Source organism: Desulfovibrio sp., from assembly GCF_018379785.1.
Taxonomy (GTDB): Bacteria; Desulfobacterota; Desulfovibrionia; order Desulfovibrionales; family Desulfovibrionaceae; genus Desulfovibrio.
In genome coordinates, this window is sequence record NZ_JAGZUV010000034.1 from 1 (window position 1) to 23,224 (window position 23,224).

25 protein-coding genes, 2 tRNA genes and 1 other RNA gene are annotated in these 23,224 nt (G+C 58.7%); 6 read left to right on the top strand and 22 right to left on the bottom strand.

Annotated features, from left to right (window positions below; all coding sequences use genetic code 11):
* Positions 1-24 precede the first annotated feature (24 nt).
* The 16 genes from KH208_RS08770 to KH208_RS08845 form a co-directional block, all read right to left on the bottom strand.
* Positions 25-1,227, bottom strand: a complete 1,203-nt coding sequence (locus KH208_RS08770; RefSeq protein WP_291435557.1) for a TcpQ domain-containing protein — start codon at positions 1,225-1,227, stop codon at positions 25-27.
* Between the two features lie 7 nt (positions 1,228-1,234).
* Positions 1,235-1,537, bottom strand: a complete 303-nt coding sequence (gene trbD / locus KH208_RS08775) for a conjugal transfer protein TrbD (protein WP_291435558.1) — start codon at positions 1,535-1,537, stop codon at positions 1,235-1,237.
* Positions 1,537-1,851: a TrbC/VirB2 family protein gene (locus tag KH208_RS08780; protein WP_291435559.1), complete on the bottom strand. Its 315-nt coding sequence runs from the start codon at positions 1,849-1,851 to the stop codon at positions 1,537-1,539. Before KH208_RS08780 ends, trbD begins: the two co-directional genes overlap by 1 nt.
* 11 nt (positions 1,852-1,862) lie before the next feature.
* Positions 1,863-2,819: a P-type conjugative transfer ATPase TrbB gene (gene trbB / locus KH208_RS08785; protein ID WP_291435561.1), complete on the bottom strand. Its 957-nt coding sequence runs from the start codon at positions 2,817-2,819 to the stop codon at positions 1,863-1,865.
* Positions 2,812-3,336: a hypothetical protein gene (locus KH208_RS08790; protein ID WP_291435563.1), complete on the bottom strand. Its 525-nt coding sequence runs from the start codon at positions 3,334-3,336 to the stop codon at positions 2,812-2,814. The genes trbB and KH208_RS08790 overlap by 8 nt, the downstream gene beginning before the upstream one ends.
* Positions 3,333-3,596 (bottom strand): hypothetical protein, encoded by a 264-nt coding sequence (locus tag KH208_RS08795; RefSeq protein ID WP_291435565.1) that lies wholly within the window; start codon positions 3,594-3,596, stop codon positions 3,333-3,335. Before KH208_RS08795 ends, KH208_RS08790 begins: the two co-directional genes overlap by 4 nt.
* Before the next feature lie 8 nt (positions 3,597-3,604).
* A complete protein-coding gene (locus tag KH208_RS08800; RefSeq protein ID WP_291435567.1) occupies positions 3,605-4,333 on the bottom strand; it encodes a conjugal transfer protein TraL in 729 nt (242 codons plus the stop codon).
* 3 nt (positions 4,334-4,336) lie between these two features.
* The gene (locus KH208_RS08805; protein ID WP_291435569.1) at positions 4,337-4,699 is read right to left on the bottom strand and encodes a TraK family protein; all 363 of its coding nucleotides are present in this window, start codon (positions 4,697-4,699) and stop codon (positions 4,337-4,339) included.
* Positions 4,686-5,792 carry a hypothetical protein gene (locus KH208_RS08810; RefSeq protein WP_291435571.1) on the bottom strand — a complete coding sequence of 369 codons (1,107 nt, stop codon included), beginning with the start codon at positions 5,790-5,792 and terminating at the stop codon, positions 4,686-4,688. The genes KH208_RS08805 and KH208_RS08810 overlap by 14 nt, the downstream gene beginning before the upstream one ends.
* Positions 5,793-6,093: 301 nt before the next feature.
* Positions 6,094-6,432, bottom strand: coding sequence for a hypothetical protein (locus KH208_RS08815; protein ID WP_291435573.1), 339 nt, complete (start codon positions 6,430-6,432; stop codon positions 6,094-6,096).
* Positions 6,433-6,443: 11 nt separating this feature from the next.
* Positions 6,444-6,508: hammerhead ribozyme type II (locus KH208_RS08820), an RNA gene on the bottom strand.
* Positions 6,509-6,523: 15 nt separating this feature from the next.
* Entirely contained in the window at positions 6,524-6,661 is a 138-nt protein-coding gene (locus KH208_RS08825) for a hypothetical protein (RefSeq protein WP_291435574.1), read from the bottom strand.
* Positions 6,658-6,951 carry a helix-turn-helix domain-containing protein gene (locus tag KH208_RS08830; protein WP_291435576.1) on the bottom strand — a complete coding sequence of 98 codons (294 nt, stop codon included), beginning with the start codon at positions 6,949-6,951 and terminating at the stop codon, positions 6,658-6,660. The genes KH208_RS08825 and KH208_RS08830 overlap by 4 nt, the downstream gene beginning before the upstream one ends.
* Before the next feature lie 38 nt (positions 6,952-6,989).
* Positions 6,990-7,442 (bottom strand): ead/Ea22-like family protein, encoded by a 453-nt coding sequence (locus KH208_RS08835; protein ID WP_291435578.1) that lies wholly within the window; start codon positions 7,440-7,442, stop codon positions 6,990-6,992.
* Between the two features lie 221 nt (positions 7,443-7,663).
* Positions 7,664-7,740, bottom strand: a tRNA-Asp gene (locus KH208_RS08840).
* A 1-nt stretch (position 7,741) separates the two neighbouring features.
* Positions 7,742-7,817 (bottom strand) — tRNA-Val (locus KH208_RS08845).
* A 253-nt stretch (positions 7,818-8,070) separates the two neighbouring features.
* On the opposite strand from KH208_RS08845, the gene KH208_RS08850 reads away from it, so the two are divergent.
* Positions 8,071-9,042, top strand: coding sequence for a polysaccharide deacetylase family protein (locus KH208_RS08850; protein WP_291435579.1), 972 nt, complete (start codon positions 8,071-8,073; stop codon positions 9,040-9,042).
* A gap of 146 nt (positions 9,043-9,188) precedes the next feature.
* On the opposite strand, the gene KH208_RS08855 is transcribed toward KH208_RS08850, so the two are convergent.
* Positions 9,189-11,078: a sigma 54-interacting transcriptional regulator gene (locus KH208_RS08855; protein WP_291435580.1), complete on the bottom strand. Its 1,890-nt coding sequence runs from the start codon at positions 11,076-11,078 to the stop codon at positions 9,189-9,191.
* Positions 11,079-11,541: 463 nt separating this feature from the next.
* Between KH208_RS08855 and KH208_RS08860 the strand changes: the two genes are divergently transcribed.
* The 5 genes from KH208_RS08860 (at position 11,542) to KH208_RS08880 (ending at position 17,208) form a co-directional block, all read left to right on the top strand.
* Positions 11,542-13,176: a rhodanese-like domain-containing protein gene (locus KH208_RS08860; RefSeq protein ID WP_291435582.1), complete on the top strand. Its 1,635-nt coding sequence runs from the start codon at positions 11,542-11,544 to the stop codon at positions 13,174-13,176.
* 165 nt (positions 13,177-13,341) lie between these two features.
* Positions 13,342-14,877 carry a tripartite tricarboxylate transporter permease gene (locus KH208_RS08865; RefSeq protein WP_291435584.1) on the top strand — a complete coding sequence of 512 codons (1,536 nt, stop codon included), beginning with the start codon at positions 13,342-13,344 and terminating at the stop codon, positions 14,875-14,877.
* The gene (locus KH208_RS08870; protein WP_291435585.1) at positions 14,870-15,325 is read left to right on the top strand and encodes a tripartite tricarboxylate transporter TctB family protein; all 456 of its coding nucleotides are present in this window, start codon (positions 14,870-14,872) and stop codon (positions 15,323-15,325) included. Before KH208_RS08865 ends, KH208_RS08870 begins: the two co-directional genes overlap by 8 nt.
* A gap of 63 nt (positions 15,326-15,388) precedes the next feature.
* Positions 15,389-16,363, top strand: coding sequence for a tripartite tricarboxylate transporter substrate binding protein (locus KH208_RS08875; protein ID WP_291435586.1), 975 nt, complete (start codon positions 15,389-15,391; stop codon positions 16,361-16,363).
* An 86-nt stretch (positions 16,364-16,449) separates the two neighbouring features.
* The gene (locus KH208_RS08880; RefSeq protein ID WP_291435587.1) at positions 16,450-17,208 is read left to right on the top strand and encodes a sulfite exporter TauE/SafE family protein; all 759 of its coding nucleotides are present in this window, start codon (positions 16,450-16,452) and stop codon (positions 17,206-17,208) included.
* 345 nt (positions 17,209-17,553) lie between these two features.
* On the opposite strand, the gene nspC is transcribed toward KH208_RS08880, so the two are convergent.
* The 5 genes from nspC to KH208_RS08905 form a co-directional block, all read right to left on the bottom strand.
* Entirely contained in the window at positions 17,554-18,777 is a 1,224-nt protein-coding gene (gene nspC / locus KH208_RS08885; RefSeq protein ID WP_291435589.1) for a carboxynorspermidine decarboxylase, read from the bottom strand.
* Positions 18,778-19,159: 382 nt separating this feature from the next.
* The gene (locus KH208_RS08890) at positions 19,160-20,362 is read right to left on the bottom strand and encodes a saccharopine dehydrogenase family protein (protein WP_291435591.1); all 1,203 of its coding nucleotides are present in this window, start codon (positions 20,360-20,362) and stop codon (positions 19,160-19,162) included.
* 317 nt (positions 20,363-20,679) lie between these two features.
* Positions 20,680-21,528: an MBL fold metallo-hydrolase gene (locus KH208_RS08895; protein ID WP_291435592.1), complete on the bottom strand. Its 849-nt coding sequence runs from the start codon at positions 21,526-21,528 to the stop codon at positions 20,680-20,682.
* Positions 21,529-21,542: 14 nt separating this feature from the next.
* Complete coding sequence (locus tag KH208_RS08900; RefSeq protein WP_291435594.1) at positions 21,543-22,889, bottom strand: histone deacetylase; 1,347 nt, start codon at positions 22,887-22,889, stop codon at positions 21,543-21,545.
* Positions 22,882-23,223, bottom strand: a complete 342-nt coding sequence (locus KH208_RS08905) for a hypothetical protein (RefSeq protein ID WP_291435596.1) — start codon at positions 23,221-23,223, stop codon at positions 22,882-22,884. Before KH208_RS08905 ends, KH208_RS08900 begins: the two co-directional genes overlap by 8 nt.
* Between the last annotated feature and the right edge of the window lies 1 nt (position 23,224).

Genomic DNA, 23,224 nt, shown 5'->3' on the forward strand with positions numbered 1-23,224 from the left:
TCATAATGTTTCTTCTCTCTGGCTTTAGTGTTCCGACACTTCCATGACCTTGTTGCCCTGGTAGATGGTCACACGCAGGGCAAGGCCGTTGGCCTGAAGAGCCGCAAAGAAGTTCTTCACCGCGTCCACGAAGACACCGGAGAAGGTCGCGGAACTCCGCATTTCATAGTCATTCTGGGCATTCCAGATCAGGCTGTAACCGGCTATAGCGGCCCAGCCCTCCATCAGGCCACGCAGCATTTCGCCCTTGTGGATCTCCCAGACAGGCACGGCCTCAATGGCCGTGGCGGCTACCGGCGTGGGGGCTTCGCTGGAAACCGTCGGTGTTGAGGGCGCTGGAGCCACTGGCGGCTCCGTTACCGGAGCGCTTGTTTCCGGGGAAGGTGCAGTCGGCATGTTCACGGCAACCGGCGCGTATGCCACGGGTTCGCTGGGCTTGGGCTTTCCCAGCGTCAGCGTCGGCGAGGTCTGTGCGCGGCTGGGCAGGGATACCGGATCCGGCATGGGCGCGGGTGTGACGGCCTGGGGAGCGGGCTGCCCTTCAAGGACGTCGGCAGGCGGCTCCGACAGGTAGACCGGAGAACCTTTGGCCAGCGTCGTGGTGGGGGCGACCTGGTTCCAGCGGCAGAAATCCTTGACTGGAACGCCGCTGCGCCTGGCCACAACGGCGGCAGCAGCCGTTCTCCTCACGGGATATACCTTGACGCTGGGAGTAGCGGCCGGCATGGCCGCTGCGGATGCCTGATCCGGAACGGTCGCCATAGGCGCACGTTCCGGAAGCGGACGGGATTCCAGCGGGTGCTCTTCCGGCAGGGGATATGCAAGAGGAGGTTCAGTGCCCTTGAAAACTTCGCGGGTGAAACTGAACATCTGCCCGTCAGAGCAGGCCACCTGTACATAGCCCCGCATGGGGGTGCCGTCGGTTTCCAGCGTGTCCAGCCTGTAGCTGACGCCAAGACCGGAGGAGCCCAGAGCAAAGCCGTCCGCGCGGAGCTTCTGCTCCAGCACGTCGCCAAAAACACCCGGCGCGCGATCCAGGGCAACAGAGGTATGCGCCGGCGCATGCCGGCGGCTCAGTTCTTCCGCCGTCTGGGTCGCAAAGGCCTGAGCGTCCGCAGCGTAAGTCTCGCTGAGCCCGTCAAACGAGCCGGGACCGCTCTTGTGCATGACGCAGCCGGAGGCACAGAGCTGGCAAAATATCAAAATGGCGCTGGTGCTTTTCTTCATGGCGTCGTCACTTTGTTTTGAAGCCGCCCAGAGGCCGCCAGCGGCTGGCCTTGGCGCTGTAAAGATCCTGCTGTTTCACATGCCGCATCCAGACCTTGCTCATGAGCGGGTCAGCCCTGGCCATGCGCCGGAGTACAAAAATGGCCGCGATCCAGAACACGAAGGCCGCAATGCCGGAAATAACCGTCACACCGCCGATGCCCACAAGCAGAGCGATGAGAGCACTACTCATGGCAAGTTCGCGTTCCGCGCCCAGAACAAGATTCTGGCGATGCAACGACTGATGAATGAGAGCGCGCCGGACTTCCATTAGGCCACCGCGCCGGAAAAGCTGAAGCCTGAATTGACGATGCTTGCCGCAAAAGCAAAAAAAGAAATTGCAAATACAGTATTGACGACATGCTTGAAGCCACCGGCGATGTCATCTTTGTTTATGATCATGTAAATGCCGCAAAGGCCCATGCCAATAATGCCTATGAACTTACCGGCCGGTCCCGTAATGGTGTTGACCACCTTTTCAAGCGGACTGGAGAACTCCGTGATGCCGCCGCTGGCCAAGGCCAGATCCGGGCAGACTCCAAGGAAAAGCAGCAGGGCGAAGAAGAAAAAAACCTTATGGTACATTGTTTCCCCCATCAGACAGCCGAATAGAGGGGCGTTATTTCATAACGTCCCTCTTTCGCATTGAATTTGTTGACGGAAATGATGGAAGCGAGACGGCGCGTGTTCTGGCGCGTCTTCTCCATGTGGATGATCAGGTCGATGGCGCGGCCGATCAGCTTTTGCTTGGGGCCGACCCCTGCTTCTTCCACCAGCTCTTCCAGGCGCTCCAGAGCTTCTTCCGCGCTGTCCGCGTGAAAGGTGCCGATGCCGCCCGGATGGCCGGTGTTCCAGAGTTTGAGCAGTTCCAGGGCGGCCGCGTCCCGCACTTCGCCGACAAGGATGCGACGCGGCGCGTAGCGCATGCTGACCTTCGCCAGTTGGCGCATGCCGATGCCGGCCAGCTCCGAAGTGAGGAAAAAAACGGAGTTGGGCGCGCGGGATTGCAGTTCCGCCGTATCTTCCAGGATCAGCAGACGGTCATGCTGGCAAAGTTTGTCCAGCTCATGAATGATGGCATTCACGAATGTCGTCTTGCCGCTGGAGGTTCCGCCCACCACAACGATATTTTTCCGGTCCAGAATGGCGGCACGGAGAATAGGCGGCACTTCCGGCGTTATCACGCCCTGAGCCAGATATTCCTGCATGGTGATGACCCGCGAGGCTTTCTTGCGCAGGGAAAAAGACGCCCCCGGCCCCACCACCGGCGGAAACGTGCCCTCAAAGCGGGAGCCGTCCAGCGGAAAGCTCCCTTCAACCACTGGATGAAGGGCGTCCACCGTGATCTTCAGCGCGCTGGACACCAGGGAGAGGATCAGCGTGCCCTGGGCCAAAGAAAGTTCACCGATACATTCCTGTTCCTGGCCATAGCGCTCGATCCACAATTTTCCGTCGGGGTTGAGCATGATCTCAATGACCGTCTCATCCCGTAGCGCCTCCATTATGAGCGGACCACAGTTGTATTCCAGGCTTTCCAGCAGGCGATCATCCATGTTGCACCGCCTTCAGGATGAAGACGGCCACATTGACCAGGGCGGAAAGCCCCATAATGGCCGTGCAGAGGTACAGCGTGGTTTTGAAGCCGGACAGCGTGGCCGCGAAGTCCGATGCAGCGTCCCGGATGCCGTTGATGGTCGCGTCGGACAGCGTTTTCCGTAATTCGGACACGCTTTTTTCCACGCCCTGGACATAGGCCGCCGTCTGCTCGCCCATGAAGGCGGCCAGGGCCTTCTCATGCTTTTTCTGGAGTTGTGTCTGGGCTCCAAGGAAAGCATTCTGGATTGTGACCATCATCAGTAGCGGATCGTCCTTGGGCACGGCCAGATCATGCTTCCTTGCCAGCAGGACGCGCACGTCCTCCACGGACAGGCCTATGCCGTCCGGCAGGCACTGATTAGGTTCGGGCGCGGGCGGAGATTGCGGCGCGTTGTCAGCAACGGCAGCGGAAGGAGTGGACGTTTCACCCGGCCAGTCCTGCGGAGTTTCTTCAGGGGGCAGATCGTCGCTCATGCGTCCGCCTCCTCGTCTTCCGTTTCTTCAGGCCCAGGGAAGAGTTCAAGCAGGGCTTTCAATCCTTCCGCAAACTCCGGCTCAGATGCCATGAGGTACGCGGCCCGAAGCAGATGCAAGCCGATAAAATCGACGAAAGGAACCTCTTCGCCCTTCTTCATTTTGAAGTTGGGGGAAAAATGGATTGAGCAGTGTAGCACATTGGAGTCCGAACTGGCGGTAAGCTCCAACGTACATTTATACTTTTCAGCGCTGGACATGCGGCCTCCTACAGAATATCCGCCTGCTCGACGCAGGAGAGAATCTGGTTCCAGTAACGCCGCAGGCGCGCCTTGACCGCTATGGAAGTGGAGCTGCCGTTGATCCCGGCCTCAAAGCTCTGACGCTTGGCGAACAGTTCCTCCAGGTCTTTGCCGATCAGCGCCTTGTTGCCCAGGGGAAGCTCGATCAGCGCATAGAACTGCGAGGAATAGTCCTTGTAAATTTTGAAATCCTCGAAGCCCTTGCCGTCGATGGCTATTTCGCCAAAGAAAGGGTTGAGCCAGACCACAATGGGAGAAGTGGGGAAGCCGAGGGCCATTCTGGCCAGGCCCTGAATCGTATCGCCCAGGGCCTGGCCGCCCGTGACGATGGAATGGAAGAAGACCTTGTGCCCTTGCTCTTCCAGCAGCGGCAGAAAATCATTTTCAGCCAGGTACGCGCCCAGGGCGATGAAGGAAGACGCGCCATTATCCACGATGACATGGGCTTCTTCCGGGGCATTCACCAAAGCCTCAAGCAGACCATCAAATTTGCGGGCATCAATGTTCCCGTCCTTCATGACGTCCAGCGAGGTCACGTTGAACTCCTTGAACGAGGACAGCGTGGCGTTTACCGGGTCAGTATCGTAGGCCATGACATCTTTTCCGAAATGCCCAAGAGCCTGATACAGCATGACGGCGATCATGGACTTTCCCACCCCGCCCTTCCCTTGCAGTATAAAATGAATTGTCGCCACTCGTTACTCCTCAGTTACTTTCGTCAGCTCCGAAGCGTCGGGAACATGAGTCTTAAAGGCCTGGGCTGGTGTTGTTACTCTCCGTGGAACATGCGTCTGTTCCACATTTGTGGATGCTGCTTCCGCCGTGCTTTCCATGTCATTTTCCCGTTTTGCAGGCTTGTTTCCGTGTTTCGGCTCCAGATTTGAGCGACTGCGGTTATGGACATAGTTGCGGAACGCGCTGTAGCTCATGCTGATTTTTCCCGCTTCCTTGAGCTGGTCATAGGCACTGGCGTATGTGTGCCCTTGGGTAAGCAAGGCCATGACATCTTCGCGCACAGCAAAAAATTCAACCCGCGCCAAACCGGGCCTAAGCCGTGGCATGGGCGCTCCGCTGCCAAGTCTGAAGAAAGGCAAACGCTCCTTCGCCTTCGCGTCCGGACGCATCGTCTGCCGTGGGAGCCTTGCCGAGCCGGTAGAGCAGGGACCACAGGCCCCAGGCGGGGCCGCTCTTCCCGCCATCGGCAAAGCAAGAAAGAAATTTCTCGAAAACGGGACGAGCGGATTCCAGAGCCGGATCCGTCCCGTGCTGCTCTTCGAGACGTTGCAGGCAGCGCCTGACCGCTTGCGCATGACGAGGGTTTTCCGCTGTCCCTACCGTTGCGGGCACGGAAGCGTCGGAAGACGGAGCGGATTGAACTCCAGGGGAGGAAGCGCCGGGCGCGTCGGTCACATCCGCCCAGCGCCGGCCACGGAGCCAGTTCACGAGGTAGGGAACAAAGCGCCCATGTTCCTTGATCCAGCCCGTGGAAGCCCGGAAGCGATCCAGGGCCGCCAGCAGGCGATCCAAGGCCGGAAGTGCGCCGCGACGCCAGAGCTGATGCCACACGGCGCGAGCCGGCTCTTTGGCCTCCTTGCGCGGATAGGCCGTAAAGAATCGTTCAAACAGGGTATTGGCCGTCTGGAAGCCGGAGTCCTTGCCCGGCTTTTTCCCCTTGGAGAAAGAATCCCCCCACCCACCGGCTTGCGGGTTAGGGACGGGCGTTGTGCTTGGGAATGGCTTGCGAGCGGAGGGTGTTGACTCGCATTTTTCCGGCAGATGGGGGGAAAGGGGGGAACTCTTTTTTTTCTTATATTCCTTATAAGAGGGGTGCGCAGAATTTGCGCATCCCCCCTGCAAATTTTGCGGGGGTGCCTGAACCTGACGCGAAGGCTTGCCGCTCTGGTCTATAAGGTCTTCCGTGACCAGCAGCTTCTTCACACGGTCAGACAGCAGAAGGGTATAGAAGCTGCATTCCCCAGGCGTATGCTCGACATAGATATAGCCGAGTTCGACGAGGCGGGCCTGGGCATATTGCAGTGTCCGGATAGAAAATTTGCACTGTCCCGCCAGATACTTCTGGGGCAGCCTGCATTTGCCCGTTGCGTAGCATTCGGCAAAGAGCTTTCTGTACAGGAGGGTGGGGCTTGTGGCCACGGCCTGGTCCGAGTCGATAAAGCCCGGCACGAATTTGTCTTCCACCCGCAGGAAGACATTTTTAGGGATAAGAATATTCATAATTCTGCATCCTTATGTTTGTAAGGAGCAGAAAAAAGACAAGGCGGCAGCCCCCCGGCTTGACGCCGGTTTATATAGTGTATAGAGTGCATTTACTTTGTTGCATCTCTATACGAGAGGCTGAGGGTCGGTTGTTGTCGCAACCGGCCTTCTCTTTTTTCAGCTCATGCTATGGCATTTCTTTTCCTCATCCTCACCAGACCTGGCAGGCCGTTGATCTTCACACCGCCGAGGACATTTCCACCGAACCGGCACTGATAAAAGCCAGGGGATACTCCGCGCGGAAGCGCTGCTGCATTACCGGCGAGAGCAGATGAATGAAGCGCCGGCCCACTTTCATGTGCACACGATCCAGGTATGCATCCACGCTCCAGGTTTCGCCCCGGCTGATCTGCTCTTTGAGCGTCATGTCCTCTTCCTTGAGAACCTGTCTGTAGAAGTCCTGCACTTCAGTGGACCTGGAACAGTAGATGGCATCCATGATCAGTCTGCCCTTATCCAAGGGATGGACCTTCGATCTGGAGCGCTTCCGTGTGCGCTGTCTGGATTTGATACTCATATGTCCTCCTTAGTTGGCTGCACATCAGGCCGGAGCCACCACGCCCCGACGACCGCCCAGGCGGGCGGTTTCGCTTCAGGTAAAAATTTCATTATAGCTCAGATGCCGGCAGCTCTTCTGCGAATGCCCCCAGAGCGTCCGCCAGATCAGGATCAAGCGGTACGGCAAAGCCCTTCTGGGCTTGGGCAAAGGCAGCCGTGGCCATAGCGTTCAACATTTCCTTGTTCATTGTTCCCTCCTATCCGCCTGATGGGGTGAATAAATTTTCATTCCATATAAAGAAGCGATCTTATCCGTAGAAATAATAAAGTGCCGTTCCCCTTCTCCTGTGCGGACCCATTGCGGGCTCACGTTGAACTGTTCCAGCAGCGCCAGCAGAATCTCCGGTCTGATTTCTCCACGGCGGCGACTGTCGGAAATGAGCGCTTGGGGGATTCCAAGCCATCGGCTCAAATCCGCTTGCCCGTCACAACCTGTAGCTTTCAGAATGCGGGCGTAGGCATCAGAGAAATCTGCCATTGTCATCTCCCTACCAGTCCCCGTCTCTGGAAACTCAATTACTTCTCGGCACTCTTCAGTGGGCATACTTCCTCCACGGCCATACGGGCGGCTTCGCGCAGTGACATTATTTCCCCCTTATACGTAATAGACGGACCTTTGTATTGCTTGAGCTTATCCGCAAGCCACTCTGCCTCCCAGTCCAACCGCGCGCACTCAGCCCGCAGCCGCACCAGCTCGTTAATGGTCGCGATCACCACGCCGGGGGAGTTGGCGGCGATGTGGGCGGCGTCCGATTCATCAAGTATCCCAGCGAAATCTTCTTCATCCCCGTGTGGTCCAAGGGTTGCTGTGGAGACATCTGCGCCGTCTTGGTTTTCGATGCCATAGACTTGGTATGCAACATCATACACTTTCCAGTCTCCAGGCGTCGCCTTCTCGGCAAGCTCCTTGCGGGCCAGTAAGGATTCAGTGGAAAGGTCAGGCTTCGTCATGGTGGGTTCCTTCACCATAGCGGATTCTCCTTCTGGGGAAATGGCATGGCCATTCCGCCTGAGGCTTTTTTTGGATAAGAAAAGCCCTGCACCAGCATCCGGCAGAAAACAGATGCGGGGACAGGGCCTAAGGAGGGTACCAAATAAAGAACAGGCCGCCATATCGGTGGCCAGCAAACCGGGGAAAAGAAAAAGGCGCAGCAACCCGAAATTACTCGGAATTGCTGCGCATTGTATGCTGGCGGAGCGGAAGGGACTCGAACCCTCGGCCTCCGGCGTGACAGGCCGGCGTTATAACCGTCTTAACTACCGCTCCGTGGTGGGCAGTACAGGACTTGAACCTGTGACCCCCGCCGTGTGAAGGCGGTGCTCTACCAGCTGAGCTAACTGCCCTCGTCGGGAGACACTTAAGTATGTGAAACAGGCCTCTGAGTCAAGCGGAATTCATCGAGTAAAAAAATTTTTACAAAATCAAAATACTAACATATTTATTTTAAACAATAAAATTTTAAAACCCCGCACGACAGCCCTCCCCCGGCTTGCGGGGTGGATTGCGGAGTGATAGAGTTCAGCCAATGATTCAGTAACGGACAGCACAATGAAATTCCCATGGAAACAACTCAGAGCGGCCGCGTTATGCGGCTGTATGCTTTTGGCGGCCCAAAGCGTTTCGGCCCGCGTGGTGGACGGCAACAACATCATGGATCAGCGCATGAGCGAAAACCTCTGCGCCATTACCTTTGATGACGGCCCCTCGCGTAATACGCCTCAACTTCTGGACATGCTCGACCAGTACGGCATCCCGGCCACCTTTTTTCTGCTGGGCAAGCAGGCCGAGCTTTACCCGGGCATCGTCCGGCGCATCGTGGCCGAGGGCCATGAGATAGGCAATCACTCCTATTCCCATCCTAACCTCCGCCTGCTGTCGCCGGAGCGCAAGGACGAGGAAATCCGCCGTACCGACGCCGTGCTGCGTTCCCTGGGGGCCACGCCGCTTTTCCTGCGCCCGCCCTACGGCGCGTTTGACCACTATACCGTGGAAACCGCCGAGTCTCTGGGCCTCTCCGTGGTGCTCTGGTCCCTGGACAGCCGCGACTGGAAAAGTCTGCCGCCAGACTACGCCAAACTGCGCAGCACGCGCGGGTATGCCTATCCCACGGGCTCGTTGCGCGGCATCTTTCTCTTTCATGATACGCACAAAAGCACGGTGGACGATCTGCCCCGGATCATCGCGGACTTGCGCGCGGGCGGCTGCCAGCGTTTTGTGACCGTGAGCGAATATCTGCAAGGCGTGCTGGACCCGGAACCCGGCCTGCTGATGACCCGGCGGCCCGTGGGCGAAGAGCCCGGCCAGATGCCTCTGGCGGCCCGCCATACCGTCGAAGGCGTGGAAGAGTCCGCGGAGCTGCCGCCGGCCAGCAGCTGGCCCGCAGGTACTGGCCCGGTGCCCCTGGCCCGCAGCAGCAAGCCCTGGCAGCCCGAAAGCAATGCCGCGCCCCTCAACGGGCAGGCCCTGGACCAGCATGCCCGGGGCAACGCCTCGCCGCAGTCGGCTCTGCCCGCCGGGCTGTCCCTGCGCCCATCTGCCCGTGCCGCCACGCCAGCGCCGCTTTCGTAACAGACAGCCGCGACCAGCAATAAATTTTCTCTCCCCGCTTTTCCTGTTGCGCGTTAAGGCTCCAAGTGCCGCGCATTCAAATTCCGGCAACCTGGCTTTATATTGTGAATCCATGACGACCTCCTTTAGTCGCCATGACTCTATCTTTACTTTTTGAGCAGGCGGCACAGAGAGGAATATCCGATGCCGAGGTGTTGCGCGGCCTGTTTCTTGTCCCCGTCGTAGAAATCCATAGTTTTCTTCAAAATGGCGTCACGGGCAATGTCCAGACTTTGCTTGAGCGTCCAGCGCGGATTTGCAAGCTGGTCCGACTCTTGCGGAAAAGAAGGCAGGGGACTGCGGCGCGGCCTGGGGGCAGACGCCGCTGTTGAGGAAAGAGCCTCCACGCTGTCCGTGCCGTGTTCGTTCATGATGCTGGTCAGCAAAGCCGGATCGGGCGGATTGTTCCCCAGAAGAAGCAGGTAGTTTTCCATTATCGCCAGCAATTCCCGCACATTGCCCGGCCATTCATAGCGGCGCAGGCATTCCAGGATAGGCGCGGACAGATCTTTTCTGCTGCAATGATATTTTTTTAGCAGATTATCCAGCAGGATGGGGATATCCTCAAAACGGCGACGCAATGGCGGCACGCTCAACTTGAATGTGGACAAACGATAATAGAGATCCATGCGGAACAAGCCCGCCTGCACCAACTGGAGAAGAGGCTTGTTGGAGGCGCAGATAACGCGCACATCCACCGGGTACATGCGATTGCCGCCAACCCGGAGTACCTCCCGTGTTTCAAGAACACGTAAAAGGCGTAGCTGCGTTTCTTCGCTGATATCGCCGATTTCATCCAGAAAAAGTGTCCCCTTATGGGCCATTTCAAAATAACCGGCTTTCCCGCCGCGCTTTGCTCCGGTAAAAGCTCCTTCTTCATATCCAAAGAGTTCGCTCTCGATCAATTGCGCGGGAACCGCGGAAATGTTGACGGGCACAAATGGCCTGTTTTTTCGAAGGCTGGCCGCGTGCAGGGCATGCGCGGCCAGCTCCTTGCCTGAGCCGGTCTCCCCCTGGATGAATATGTTCACGTCCGACGGCGCATACTGGCGCAGCTTTTCTTTCATTTGCCGCACCGGCTGGCTTTGCCCTTTGATGTCTTCAATGGTCGTGCGGGCGGACAAGCCGCGGGAGTACAATTCCTTATTGATCTTGTTGCTGATGCTTTGCAGTGACGGCGTGTCTCGAAAAAGACTGACTGCGCACGGAGTATCGGAATATAAGATAAGCGGATACGTCGTGGCGATGAATGCTTCGCCCCGCAGATCCACCAGCTTGTTTTCCCGGGGCGTCAGATCCTGCAGGGTATCGAGAAGGCCAAGCGGCCGGAAAAAAGAATTGAAAAACGTCTCGTCCGCCTGCGGCGGCACCTTGAGCAATTGATAGGCCGCTTTATTGGCAATGAGGACATGCTGTTCCGAATCGATGCAGAGCACGCCTTCCTGCAAATGTTCCATGATCATCATCATATTGCCGTTGCGGCGTTTGGCCTCGCGTTGGGAATGGGCAAGGTGACGGCCGCGTTTGAACGCCAGCTGGATGCTCCGTTGCGTGGGCTTGATGATGAATCCCCGGCCGCCATACTCTTCCATGCAGGCCTTGCTCACGCCGCCGCCGATGAGCACCTTGAAGCCTTGCAACACGCATTGCTGTATGGCCTGCCGCATCATTGCCGGCGAATCATAGGTGGCGTTTTGCACATTGATGTTTAATAAACGCTCCATTTCAACAGCTATGGTATCGTGAAATTCATCCTGGTATGATGCCAGGATGATCTTGTCTGAATACTGTTTTGCCACTCGCAATGCTCTGAGTACGTCCATGTCGGAACGTTCAATCTTGACGACAGAGTGCGGCACGGAACGGAAAATGGTGTCTCCCGTGCCGCCATGGCACAAAATGACCTCAAATCCGTTATCAAGACATTCACGCGCCATTTTCGGCCCGGTTTCAAAATCAACAAGCTCATAGCGGATCTCATCAGGCGAATTGATCATGACTTTTTTACATTCTTCTATTATCTCATATGAATGTACAAGAAGAGCAAAACGATATTTCTCCTGCTTCATTGCAATGAACCTCTCGATAAAATAAATGTTGTATTGATTTTGTTTTATATATTATAAATAAATATATATTTTTTGTAGACACCGTGTTTCATGGAACAGATCATTTTAACTGACGACAAGAGTCACTTCACGGATTGCGTGACCTTCGCAAAAGAATTTTCTCAAAAACAAGAAAAATCTCAAAATATGCATATATTCTCATTGTCGCCAGCGTCAAGCCTGACGCGCTGGTTTACTCAAAAACAATTAAATCTAGGTGGTTACAGCAAAAAAACAAAGCCGTGTGAACGTTGGCACAATTCCTGCTGAGACAAAGCAACAACACACCGCATTACTATACAGATAGTTTTATTTGCAAACAGGATAATGCATTGTCCAGAAGGAGCCATGTATGACTGCTGTAGTTGTCCGCGTTACTGTGCATAATTTGCATGAAACATCGCGCGGAGAGACGGAATTTGCTCTGCTTGATGTGCGCGAGCAAGAAGAATTTTCCAGATCACATCTTTTGTTGGCTTGCTGCACTCCCCTGAGCAGACTGGAATTGATAGTCGAAACACTTGTCCCCTGCAAGGAAACACCTGTTTTTGTCATGGATGACGGCCAGTCAGAAGATCTCGACCGGAGTGCCCGCGCCGCGGATGCCCTGACGGCCATGGGCTACCGTACTGTCAACATCGTTGACGGAGGGTTGAAGGCGTGGAGCGACGCGGGTTTTGTCACCGTTAACGGGGTCGGCGCCCTGAGCAAGGGCTTTGGTGAATACATTGAAGTCGTACGGGAAACGCCGCGCCTGCCCCCCAGCGAGATCAAGGCCCTGCTCGACGACGCCCGAGTCCGGACCATTGTCATTGACGTCAGGCCCACCGGCGAATACCGCAATATGAACATACCGGGCAGCATAAACCTGCCCGGTTGCGAAGTGACCTACCGCCTAGCCGAAGTGGTCAAAGATCCCGGCACGACCATCGTCATCAACTGCGCCGGGCGGACAAGAAGCATCATTGGCACGCAGACCCTGATCAACGCCGCTATCCCCAACCGGGTCGTGGCCCTCAAGGGCGGCACAATGAACTGGCAGCTCGCGGGTTTCGACTTGGAATACGGCTCCACCCGGCCGGTGCCTCCCATTACGGAGGAAGGCCGGCGCATTGCCGAACAGCGTATCCGCAAGGTGGCCGAGACGTACCATGTCCGCTTCGTCGAACCGCGGAAGGTTGCCCAGTGGCGGTCGGAGGCGGCCCACAAGACGCTCTATCTCTTCGACGTTCGCCAACCTTGGGAATACGCGTCCGGCCATATCCCGGGCTCTACTTCCGCTCAGGGCGGCCAGTTGGTCCAGGCCACGGACGAATACGCAGCCGTGCGCAACGGGCGCTACGTTCTCATGGACGACGACGAGCTGCGCGCCATCATGACGGCCCACTGGCTGCGGCAGATGGGCTTGCCGCAGGTTTTTGTGCTGAAGGGCGGCATTTTCAACGCTGCCGCCGTGCTTGCCCCCCGAGGTCTTGCCGAGGGTGAAAACGGCATCGAAGGCCATGCCTCCACAGGCGGCATCAGCGTCGCGGAAGCGGCGCGGCGGCTGGAAAACCGGGCCGGGATACTGTGCCTCAATGTGGGAGCCAGCAACCGGCATCGAGCCCGCCATATTCCCGGCGCGAAATGGGTCGCCCGGGCCTATCTGCCGAGGGTGCGCCCACTCTGCCCCCAGAGCAAGCAGATCATCCTGACCGCCGAGCAAAGCGCCCATGCGGCACTGGCGGCACAAGACGCCCGCGACCTCTGGCCGGACGCCGCCGTCAGCTTCATCCAGGGCGGCACCCCCGCCTGGGAAAAGGCGGGGCTGCCCCTTGAAACGGGCATGCCCTGCGCCCTGTGCCCTGAAGACGACATCTGGTACCGCCCCTATACCGACCTCAATGCCTCAAAAGAAGCCATGCAAGGCTATTTTGACTGGGAATCCGGGCTGGTGGACAAGATCAACGCCGACGGATGCGTCAACTTTAGAGTATGTTGCGCTTGAAATTATCGCTTAAGGGCGAAGTAAATTCGCCTTGCGATAATTTCGCGGTACGGACTTCCACGGAAAATCCGCACCGCGCATTGAGATATTTTCAATATCAAAACGCTCTAACGTCAAAAGCCGGTGAACCGGGCTCATCGTAAGGTTGATTGAGGAGTACTGACCATGGAACAACTGCTTGCGTATTTACCCGACGTCCTGACCTGGTCCAACTTTCTGGTGCTTGTTTGCGGTTCCCTCGGCGGGCTTTTCTTCGGCGCCATGCCGGGTCTGAGCCCTACCATGGCCGTGGCCCTGCTGGTGCCCTTTACCTTCTATATGCCGCCGGTGCCTTCCCTGCTCCTGCTGGGCGCGGTCTATACCTCCGCCGTGGCGGGCGGCTCCATTTCGGCTATTTTGCTGAGCATCCCCGGGGCGCCCGCTTCCATTGCCACATTGCTTGACGGCTATCCCATGGCCAAGCAGGGCCGGGCGCAGGAAGCTCTGTACACCACATTCGTTTCCTCCCTGATCGGCGGCACTGTGGGGGCTCTCGCCCTGATTTTCCTGACGCCGCCCATGTCCGAATTCGCCATGCGGTTCGGCCCGTCCGAACTCTTCTGGACAACCGTTTTCGGCATCACCGTCATTGCCGGGCTTTCTTCGGGGGCCATGCTCAAGGGGCTTTTCGGCGGCGCGCTGGGCCTCTTGCTGGGCTGCATCGGCGAAAGCAACGTCACAGGCGAAGGCCGTTTCATTTTCCATGACATGCTGACCGCGGGCATAGCCATCGTGCCCGCGCTGATCGGCCTGTTTGCCATTCCCCAGGTCGTGGAGATGATGGAGGATTCACATCTCGTTTTTGAAAAACTGAAAGTGCAGATCAAGGGCGGCCTGTTGCGCAAGGTTATCAAAAACCACGTCAAGTACCTGCGAACCCTGACCCTCGGCAGCATCCTCGGCACCATCATCGGGGTTATCCCCGGGGCGGGCGCGCAGGTGGCAGGCCTGATGGCCTATGACCAGGTGAAGAAGATGGACAAAAACCCGGAACGCTTTGGCACGGGCGATCCCGAGGGGGTCTGCGCCAGCGAATGCGCCAACAACGCCACCGTGGCTCCGGCCTGCATCCCGCTTTTGACCTTGTCCATCCCCGGCAGCCCGACGGCCGCCGTTCTTTTGGGCGGCCTGCTGATTCAGGGGCTGCTCCCCGGGCCGGAGCTGTTCACCAAAAATGCCGACATCACCTACCCCTTCATCATCGGCATGTTCATCGCCCAGTTTTTCATGTTCGGTTTCGGCATCCTCGCCTCGCGCTATACGCATGTCGTGAGCAATGTGCCCAACTACATGATGTTCGGCATCGTGATGATCCTCTGCGTCTTTGGCTCCTATTGCGTACAGAACAGCTTCACGGACGTCCTCATCATGTTCGGCCTGGGCGCGCTGATGCTGCTGTTCAAAAAGCTGGGCATCCCCAGCGCGCCCATCGTGCTGGGCATCATCCTCGGCCCTCTGGCGGAAGAGAACTTCCTGCGCGGCAGGCTGATCGCCAACACCGACGTGGGGATGTGGCAATATTTCTTCAGCGGCACGCTGAACCAGGCGCTCATCAGTCTTTGCCTGCTGTCGCTGATCTATGCCGTCTACAGCGAGATCAGGTTTGCCCGCAGGGCCAAGGCCCGGCTCGCCGCCCGGCAAAAGGAGGCCACCCATGCCTAAGGAATTCGCCGCCGCGCTGACCATGACCCTCATCATCGTCTTTTTCGCCTTCCAGCTGGACGGCCCGCAAGACGAGCAATCCCTGCTGGTCCCCCGGTTTCTCCTGTACCTGATGGGAGCCTTTAATGCGGGGCAGTATATCCTGGCCTTTCTCCGCAACAGGCAGAAGATCGACATCATGCTGACGCTCAGGGGTTATCCGCTAAAACGGGTGGGCATCCTGTGCGTCCTCACGGTGCTGTATATCGCCGTTTTGGAATGGATGGGCTTTTATCTGGCTTCCTTCATCTATCTGATAGCCGTATCGCTGATCGCCCAGCCCATGGCGGTCACCCCCGTGGGCGCGCTCAAACGGTCGGCTGTCGCCTTTGCCTGCATCGGCTTCCTGTATCTGCTCTTTACCGTGGGGCTGACCGTCCAGATCCCCAAAGGCTTTATGCCGTTTTAAAGGTTGTCCGGTTTCCGCAGGAAACCTCATGGCTTTCTCAATCTCTAACAAAGGATGGATGGTATGAACCGCATTTTCCGCTTTGTGCTTTGCGCCGCGCTCCTGTTGCTGCCGGCGGGGCGCGTGGCCGCAGGCCCGGCCGACGACTACCCCTCCGGGCCCATCACCGCCGTCTGCACCTATTCCGTCGGTTCCCAGACCGATGTGCAGGCCCGCATCTGTGCCATGCCCGCTGAAAAATACTTCGGCCAGCCCATCGTCATCCTGAACAAGGCAGGCGCGGGGGGCCTGACCGGATGGAACTGGTTCATGGACAGGGGCAGCCGTGACGGCCTGACCATGACCGTTTACAACCTGCCCAACTTCATCGCCCAATCCATCGTTAAAAAGAACGCCAAGTACAGCATCCGCACACTTGAGCCCCTGGCCAACTTCGCCGCGGACCCGGTGGTGCTCTTCGTGGCCAAGGACTCCCCCTTCAACAGCGTGGCCGACGTAGTGGCCTACGCCAAGGCAAACCCCGGCAAGGTCACCCTGAACGGTTCGGGCCTTTTTGTGGGCCATCACATCGCCCTTTTGCTTTTGCAGAAAGAAGCGGCGATCAATCTGACCTATATCCCTGAAAAGGGCGGCTCCGATGCGCTGCAATCCGTCATGGCCGGCAAGGTCATGGGCAGCTTCAACAACCTGTCCATTGCCATGCGCGCCCCGGACAAGATCAAGGTCCTGGGCATCGCCGATCTGCAACGTCATGAATTCATGCCCGAGGTGCCCACCTTCATTGAACAGGGGTACAAGACCCTGGATGACGCCACAACCAACTTCCGCGGTTATGCCCTGCCTGCGGGCGTGGACAAGGCTATCGTGGAAAAGGCCGCCCGAAAGGCTTATGAAATGTTCAATGATCCCATCGTGATCGAAAACATGAAGAAAACCGGCGTCCCGTACCGCATACTGGACCGTCAGGCCATGCTCAAGATATTTGAAAAGCGCGAAGCGATCCTCAAAGATCTACTCCAGGCTTTTGTTGAACAGTAAATCAGCCCGTCCCCCGGCCCGGTGGAGCATGCAAGGCTCCACCGGGCCCTTTTGTTTGCCGGGGCCGCACCGCCCCTGAGGGATGTATGACAACCGCGGAATTGACAATTTTACTTGTCAGCACGGCCTTCGCCGCCTTCCTGAAAAGCGGGGCGGGCATCGGCACCGGGCTTTTTCTGCTCCCGGCCCTGAGCCTGATCTTCGACCCGTTCAAAGCCCTGGCCGCCACCGCGCCGCTCTTGCTCATCATGGACATCATGGCTGTCGGTTGCCACTGGAAACGCTGGATCGGCCCCCCTGTGCTGACGGCCATGACGGGGTTTTCCGTCATCGGCGTGTTGTGCGGCAGCCTGGCCGTGCCGCATCTGCCCGCCAACATCCTGAAAATATTGATCGGCATCATTGGCGTGATCTATGCTCTGAGCAACCTCTTGCCCTTCCGGGGCCCGCGGTATCTGACCTCTCGTCTGCCGGCCTCATTCGCGGCAACAGCCATGCCCGCATATCTGGCTTCCTTTCTGGGGGGGCTGTTCAACGTCGTCAATGCAGGCAGCGTGTTCTACGCTTTCAGCATGGTGCATCTCAAACTGGAGAGCCGGGTTTTCGTCGCCACCTGCTGCGCGTTGATCCTGATCAGCAATTTCGTCAGAGCCGTCGGCTTTTCCCTGAACGGCATGCTGCCGCCCGACCTGATCATCATCGCCCTGAAGCTGATCCCCGTCATCGCCGTCTTCAGTTGGCTGGGCAGCAGGATTGTGGCCCGCTGCCCGCCGGCCTTGTTTCGCAATCTGGTTTTCCTGCTGATCCTGGCCATGTGCGCCAAAACGCTTTCATCAGCGTTCTGACGCGGTCACGGCCCCCATGCGCGGCATGCCCCATCCGGCAAGCAGAGAAAGAAAGCCCCCGGCTCATTTATGGGGAAATCGCTCTTGGGCAAAGCCGGAACCGGCATGCAGATTGAAGAGTATATCCGTTCCTGCAATGCGGAACGGTTTCAAAAAGACTCGGCCGGCTTTTCCCGATACTCGACCGGGGAAAGCCGGCCGCTTGCGGTACATCAGACGGAGGATTTTTACCAGTCCGCTTGACGGGGGCAGGCTATTGCAAAGGCCGCCTGTTTCACATCCTGAGGCTGCGAGGCATGAACGCCGCCTGTTAAGCTGCCCTCAACGCACGAGGAGATACCCGCTTCAGGACAATCTGTTTCTGAAATCCTCATAGCCGAAGCTGCGCAACAGGCGAAAACGGTTTTCCCCACCTGCGTTCTCCGCCTTGCAGATGCCGATGGACGGCAGACGCAGGCCATTGAAAGTCGTGGTTTTGACCATGCTGTAAATGGCCATGTCTCCGAACGCCAGACGCTGTCCGGCTTCCAGGGGCGCGGCAAAGCCGTATTCGCCGATCACGTCTCCGGCCAGGCAGGACTTGCCCGCCAGGCGGCAGGTCCAGGCCCGCTCACCGGCGGCCCCGGCGCGCGCGGTGGCGCCCTCATGACGGTAAAAGACCTCCGGCCTGTAGGGCATCTCCAGCACATCGGGCATGTGGCAGGCGGCGGAAACGTCCAGCACGGCCACGGGCATGTCGGCCATGACCACATCCAGCACCGTGGCTGTGAGCCAGCCCGCGTTAAGGGCCACGGCCTCGCCCGGCTCCAGATAGATCCGGGCGTCATAGCGTTGACGCCAGCGCGTCAGGCAGGCGCACAGCAGTTCCAGATCGTAGCCCGGTTTGGTAATGTGATGCCCCCCGCCCATGTTGATCCAGCGGCAAGCGGACAGATACGGTCCGAATTTTTCCTCCACGGCATCCAGGGTACGGGCCAGGGCGTCGGCCCCCTGCTCGCAGAGAGTATGAAAATGCAGGCCGGAAATGCCCTCCAGGTCGGCGGGGTCGAAATGACGCTGGCGAATGCCCAGACGCGAGCCCGGCGAACAGGGATCATAGATGGGCACAGCACCCTCGGAATGCTCGGGGTTGAGGCGCAGGCCGCATTCTATGGGATTTTCAGCGCGGCGCGCGCGGTTGTGCGCTTCGATGACGGGCCGGAATTGCCGCCACTGGGCCGGGGAATTAAAGACAATATGGTCCGCCAGATCCAGCAGTTCGGCGATTTCCGCCTCAGTCCAGGCGGCGGCGAAAGCGTGCACTTCACCGCCGAATTCCTCCCGCCCCAGACGCGCTTCGTCCACGGAACTGGCGCAAACGCCCCAGAGCGGCCCCGCGCCCGTGCGCGAGAGCAGCGGAAAGGTGCCCCAGGCCGCATAACCCTTGAGGGCCAGCAGAATCCTCGCGCCGGTGCGGCGCTGCACCTCGCCCAGAATGGCGGCGTTGGCCGCCAGGCGTGCCTCGTCCAGCACGAAGCAGGGGGAAGGAACGGAGGTTTCGTCCGAGAAAAGGAAGTCCAGGCAGTCCATGTGTGTTCCTTTAGGGTGATGCGGCCGCGCGGCGATGTTACGGCGAGGGGTATGGGGCTTGCCGCCGTTTGAGCCCCTGCCCCGCTGAACATTGTAACGCGATGACGCGGCGTCCCGCGGGTCTTGCTCGCGGCGCTCGCTGCGCCCCGAAATCGCCGCGAGTCAATCAGCCGAGCCTAGCCCGAAGCACATCCGTCAATGGCAATTGCGTGGCGCGGAAGAAAACGGCAGCCATTTGCGGCTTGCCGCACGGATACCGACAGCGACAACAGACGGCCCAAACGCCGGCAGGCGGGAAATCTCCGTGCCCGAAGGGCACCCCGCCAGGCCCCGCTCTTCCAGGTCCGGATATAAGCGCCGCCCTGGCGGCCTGTATCTAACTCTACTCCATCTCCACACACTGCCACGGCAACCCGTAGACGTTCAGATCCGCCATGAAGGGATCGGGATCAAACTGCTCCATATTCCAGACGCCGGGCTCGCGCCACTTGCCTTCCACGATCATCTTGGCGCCGATCATGGCGGGCACGCCCGTGGTGTAGGAAATGGCCTGGGAACCCACCTCGGCGTAGCAGGCTTCGTGGTCGCAGATATTGTAGACGTAGACGGTCTTTTCCTTGCCGTCCTTGACGCCGCGCATGAGGTCGCCGATGCAGGTCTTGCCCTTGGTCAGCGGGCCCAGGGAGGACGGGTCCGGCAACAGGGCCGAAAGGAACTGAATGGGCACGATCTCCCGCCCCTGGAAACGCACCGGGTCGATGCGGGTCATGCCCACATTGCCGAGCACCTTGAGGTGGTTGAGATAGTTGTCCGAAAAGGTCATCCAGAAACGCGCCCGGCGGATGCCCTTGAGGTTCCGCACCAGGGATTCCAGCTCCTCATGGTACATGAGGTAACATTTCTTTGTGCCGATGCCGTCCGGAAAGTCGTAGTTCATGGACCAGGCCAGGGGGTCGGTTTCCACCCATTCGCCGCGCTCCCAATAGCGGCCCGGCGCCGTGACTTCGCGAATGTTGATTTCCGGATTGAAATTGGTGGCAAAGGGCTGGCCGTGATCCCCGGCGTTGCAGTCGATAATATCCAGCACGCGCACTTCGTCCAGCTCGTGCTTCAGGGCCCAGGCCGCGAAAACATTGGTCACGCCGGGATCAAAGCCCGAACCCAGCAGGGCCGTAAGCCCGGCTTCGCGGAAGCGGTCGGCATAGGCCCACTGCCACTTGTATTCAAACTTGGCCGTGTCCAGGGGCTCGTAATTGGCCGTATCCAGATAGTGCACGCCGCATTCCAGGCAGGCGTCCATAATGTGCAGATCCTGATACGGCAGGGCGAGATTGCAGACCAGATCCGGCTTGACCTGCCGGATCAGTTGGCAGAGTTCAGGCACGTTGTCCGCGTCCACCTGGGCGGTGTCAATATCCACGCCAGTGCGGGCCTTGACGCCGCGCGCCACGTCCGTGCAGCGGGACAGCGTGCGGCTGGCCAGGGTGATCCACTCGAACACGCCGGTTTCCTTGGCCGCCTGGGCGCACTTGTGGGCTACCACGCTGCCCACGCCGCCCGCGCCGATGATCAGAACTTTCGCCATGCGGACTCCCCTCATGTATAGTTGGATAAAAAACGGCCACGCCCTGACGGCGGACCTGTTTTGACGTTTGTCCTTATGATCCGGAACACCGCCGCCGTCAAGGCCCGCGCGGACGGACCGCAAAACGGAACGCCGGGCCTCGTCAGGCCGCTTCGCTTCCGACAATGACAGCGCTGCCGTACACCGAACTCAGCCGAAGCCCCTCAATGGCCCTGTACTCTTCGGGAGAGAGCCGTCTTCTAACCGCTGTTTTGCCGCATAGCGGCTTCTGCCCGCGCTGTTGCCTATCTTTACTGAAATAATAAAAAATGCCGACATCAGCATCCCTGAAGAGCCTGATCAATGACGCCGCCGATGGATTTTCTGAACAGGGGATGCTTACTGAGATGCCGCAAATTTAAAGCCAGCGCTGTTGCAGTGAGGATTTCCTCTCTGCTCGCGTCCGTATTTCTGGACAACACGTCTTTCACCGTAGCGGCGATTCCTTGCAGGCAGGCAAGCGCTGCGTCGAGATTCCTTTTCCCGTCGCCGCTGTCGCATACCTCGTCCCATGCCGGGGCATAATACTTCACCGCAGGCAACGAACGTATCTTTTTCAAAGATTCAATCGAATCACGCAGGTTGCTAAAGATCGGGATATCTCCCGCCACAGGGACGGCATCGCCGGTAAACAGAATTTGTTTTTCAAGCCAGTGGAACGACAGCGACCCCTGTGAGTGGCCGCTTGTTTCAATAACCCTGATTGATATCCCCGGTTCCGGCGAAAGGATGTCGCCGTCGGAAACCGTAACATCCACCGGTGCGGATGCCGCGACAAGGCCATAAAAATTCGGTATGGGCCGCTCTTTATATTGGACGTCTATATCCTCAATCCAGCTTTTTTCACTGTCATGCGCATATATCGTACAGTCTGATTCTTTCCTGAGGGCATACAGACTCCCGATATGATCGGGATGGGCATGGGTTATGAATATGCTGTCTATTTCCTTGCTGTTTCTGCCCAGAGCGGCCAGATATTCAGCAATCCGCACCTCCGAACCGGCAACGCCTGTATCAATGAGATGCACCTTTTCACCCAGCAAGAGATACAGATACACAGAGCGTTCAATGTCTTCGGTGACATTGAAAACAATCTTCAGGCGATGCAGGCCGTCCAGTATCCGCATAACGGCATCCCGCGTTATTCCGCCCGCCCGGCGGCCTTGTCCGCGCAATCCCCGTCCAGCACCAGCACGTGCGCGTAACGGCCGCTTTTGCGGGCCTGCTCCGCCAGGGCCGCGCCCTCGCCCCGGCAACGCGGGCAGGCATGGCGCGGAATCAGCAGGCAAAGGGAACGGTCCACCCGTTCCGAGCTGGTTTCAATGCGGCCCAAGCCGGAACAGTCCGCGCAGAGCCGCCAGGCCTCGCGCTGGCTTTCGCGCAGCATGTCCGTGTCATAAAAAATATGCTTGCTCCGCACCCACCAGCCGTCTTCCTCCCGGCCTTCGGCGGGTTGTGCCGGAGGCCGTCGGTAGAGTTCCACAATCTGGTCGCAGAGCTTGGCGATATACTGGCCCACTTCGGGCCGCTGGCGGGTGGAGGACGGGGTCCAGCCCGGCTCGCGGATGTCTTCCGCCGAAAGTCCGGCCAGAGCCAGACAGATGCCCATATTGACATAGGGCAGCGCGCCCCGGATGGCGTAACCGCCTTCCAGCACGGCGATGTCCGGATTCAGGGCCTTGTTCAGGGCCGCGTAACCCTGGGCCGACAGGCGCATATTTGCGAGCGGGTCGGTGAAGTGATTGTCCTGTCCGGCGGAATTGATGACCAGATCCGGCTTGAATTCGGCCAGAATGGGCAACACGGCATACTCGACGGCGTAAAGGTAGCCCTCGTCCGAGGTTTCCGGCGGCAGGGGAATATTGATGGTCCTGCCCAAGGCCGCCGGGCCGCCGCATTCCTGTGGAAAACCGGTGCCCGGGTAAAGGGTGCGGCCGTCCTGATGCAGGGAGATGAACAGGGTGTGCGGATCATTCCAGAACACATCCTGGGTGCCGTCGCCGTGGTGCACGTCCGTGTCCACGATGGCGATGCGCAGGGGCCGACCGTCGGGATGGGGATAATGATCGCGGATGTACTCCACCATCACGGCTTCGTTGTTGATGTTGCAGAAACCGCGATTGCCGTGGACCACGCGCATGGCGTGATGCCCGGGCGGGCGCACTAGGGCGAAGGCCTTGTCCTCTTTTTTTTCCAGCACCAGGCGCGCGGCGGCGATGGCGCCCCCGGCGGACGCCAGGTGGGAATCCGTGCTCACCGCGCCCACCGAGGGCAGGCAGAAGTGGGCGCGCGCCAGTTGGGCGTGGGCGGCAAAAGCAGGCCGGTATTCGGTGATGCCCGGAATGTCGAAAAGTCCCTCTTCCTGCAACTGGTCGCGGGTATAGAGCAGGCGCTCCTCGCGTTCCGGATGGGTGGCGGAAATGGCCCAGTCGAAAGCCGGAAAAAAGACCACCCCCAGACGGCGGGCGGCCACAAGGGGCTCAGTCATCGGACTCGTCCATATTTTCGAAAATATCGGCCCCGTAACGGGCATCGGAAACCATTTTGCCGAAAAAGCCCTGGCCCAGGCCGAAGGCCAGATTGCTTTCCGCCACGGCGGCGAACAAGGGGCCGTTGCCGTCGTACAGGGCAAAACAGCCGCCGCTGCCCTCGCCGCGGCGGAAGACCGCGCAGTGCAGCAGGCCGGGATCGCCCATGCGGCTGACGATCTCATAGCCGCCGGACCGCTTGCCCGGAACCGGAATATCGTTCAGGGCGTCGTCCTGGCGCGGCTCAAAGCGCAGGCGGCTTCCCTCCGCGAGGATGGTGTATATTTCGCTCATG

What these genes read in the sequence shown, in the direction of transcription:
- KH208_RS08880 (WP_291435587.1), top strand. Translation starts at nt 16,450, where the DNA reads ATGACAACCGCGGAATTGACAATTTTACTTGTCAGCACGGCCTTCGCC.
- KH208_RS08850 (WP_291435579.1), top strand. Translation starts at nt 8,071, where the DNA reads ATGCTTTTGGCGGCCCAAAGCGTTTCGGCCCGCGTGGTGGACGGCAAC.
- KH208_RS08870 (WP_291435585.1), top strand. Translation starts at nt 14,870, where the DNA reads ATGCCTAAGGAATTCGCCGCCGCGCTGACCATGACCCTCATCATCGTC.
- KH208_RS08895 (WP_291435592.1), bottom strand. Translation starts at nt 21,528, where the DNA reads ATGCGGATACTGGACGGCCTGCATCGCCTGAAGATTGTTTTCAATGTC.
- KH208_RS08900 (WP_291435594.1), bottom strand. Translation starts at nt 22,889, where the DNA reads ATGACTGAGCCCCTTGTGGCCGCCCGCCGTCTGGGGGTGGTCTTTTTT.
- KH208_RS08815 (WP_291435573.1), bottom strand. Translation starts at nt 6,432, where the DNA reads ATGAGTATCAAATCCAGACAGCGCACACGGAAGCGCTCCAGATCGAAG.
- KH208_RS08795 (WP_291435565.1), bottom strand. Translation starts at nt 3,596, where the DNA reads ATGTCCAGCGCTGAAAAGTATAAATGTACGTTGGAGCTTACCGCCAGT.
- KH208_RS08875 (WP_291435586.1), top strand. Translation starts at nt 15,389, where the DNA reads ATGAACCGCATTTTCCGCTTTGTGCTTTGCGCCGCGCTCCTGTTGCTG.
- KH208_RS08830 (WP_291435576.1), bottom strand. Translation starts at nt 6,951, where the DNA reads ATGGCAGATTTCTCTGATGCCTACGCCCGCATTCTGAAAGCTACAGGT.
- KH208_RS08825 (WP_291435574.1), bottom strand. Translation starts at nt 6,661, where the DNA reads ATGAACAAGGAAATGTTGAACGCTATGGCCACGGCTGCCTTTGCCCAA.
- nspC (WP_291435589.1), bottom strand. Translation starts at nt 18,777, where the DNA reads ATGGACTGCCTGGACTTCCTTTTCTCGGACGAAACCTCCGTTCCTTCC.
- KH208_RS08790 (WP_291435563.1), bottom strand. Translation starts at nt 3,336, where the DNA reads ATGAGCGACGATCTGCCCCCTGAAGAAACTCCGCAGGACTGGCCGGGT.
- KH208_RS08835 (WP_291435578.1), bottom strand. Translation starts at nt 7,442, where the DNA reads ATGGTGAAGGAACCCACCATGACGAAGCCTGACCTTTCCACTGAATCC.
- KH208_RS08855 (WP_291435580.1), bottom strand. Translation starts at nt 11,078, where the DNA reads ATGATCAATTCGCCTGATGAGATCCGCTATGAGCTTGTTGATTTTGAA.
- trbB (WP_291435561.1), bottom strand. Translation starts at nt 2,819, where the DNA reads ATGGATGATCGCCTGCTGGAAAGCCTGGAATACAACTGTGGTCCGCTC.
- KH208_RS08890 (WP_291435591.1), bottom strand. Translation starts at nt 20,362, where the DNA reads ATGGCGAAAGTTCTGATCATCGGCGCGGGCGGCGTGGGCAGCGTGGTA.
- KH208_RS08865 (WP_291435584.1), top strand. Translation starts at nt 13,342, where the DNA reads ATGGAACAACTGCTTGCGTATTTACCCGACGTCCTGACCTGGTCCAAC.
- trbD (WP_291435558.1), bottom strand. Translation starts at nt 1,537, where the DNA reads ATGGAAGTCCGGCGCGCTCTCATTCATCAGTCGTTGCATCGCCAGAAT.
- KH208_RS08780 (WP_291435559.1), bottom strand. Translation starts at nt 1,851, where the DNA reads ATGTACCATAAGGTTTTTTTCTTCTTCGCCCTGCTGCTTTTCCTTGGA.
- KH208_RS08860 (WP_291435582.1), top strand. Translation starts at nt 11,542, where the DNA reads ATGACTGCTGTAGTTGTCCGCGTTACTGTGCATAATTTGCATGAAACA.
- KH208_RS08770 (WP_291435557.1), bottom strand. Translation starts at nt 1,227, where the DNA reads ATGAAGAAAAGCACCAGCGCCATTTTGATATTTTGCCAGCTCTGTGCC.
- KH208_RS08905 (WP_291435596.1), bottom strand. Translation starts at nt 23,223, where the DNA reads ATGAGCGAAATATACACCATCCTCGCGGAGGGAAGCCGCCTGCGCTTT.
- KH208_RS08805 (WP_291435569.1), bottom strand. Translation starts at nt 4,699, where the DNA reads ATGCCACGGCTTAGGCCCGGTTTGGCGCGGGTTGAATTTTTTGCTGTG.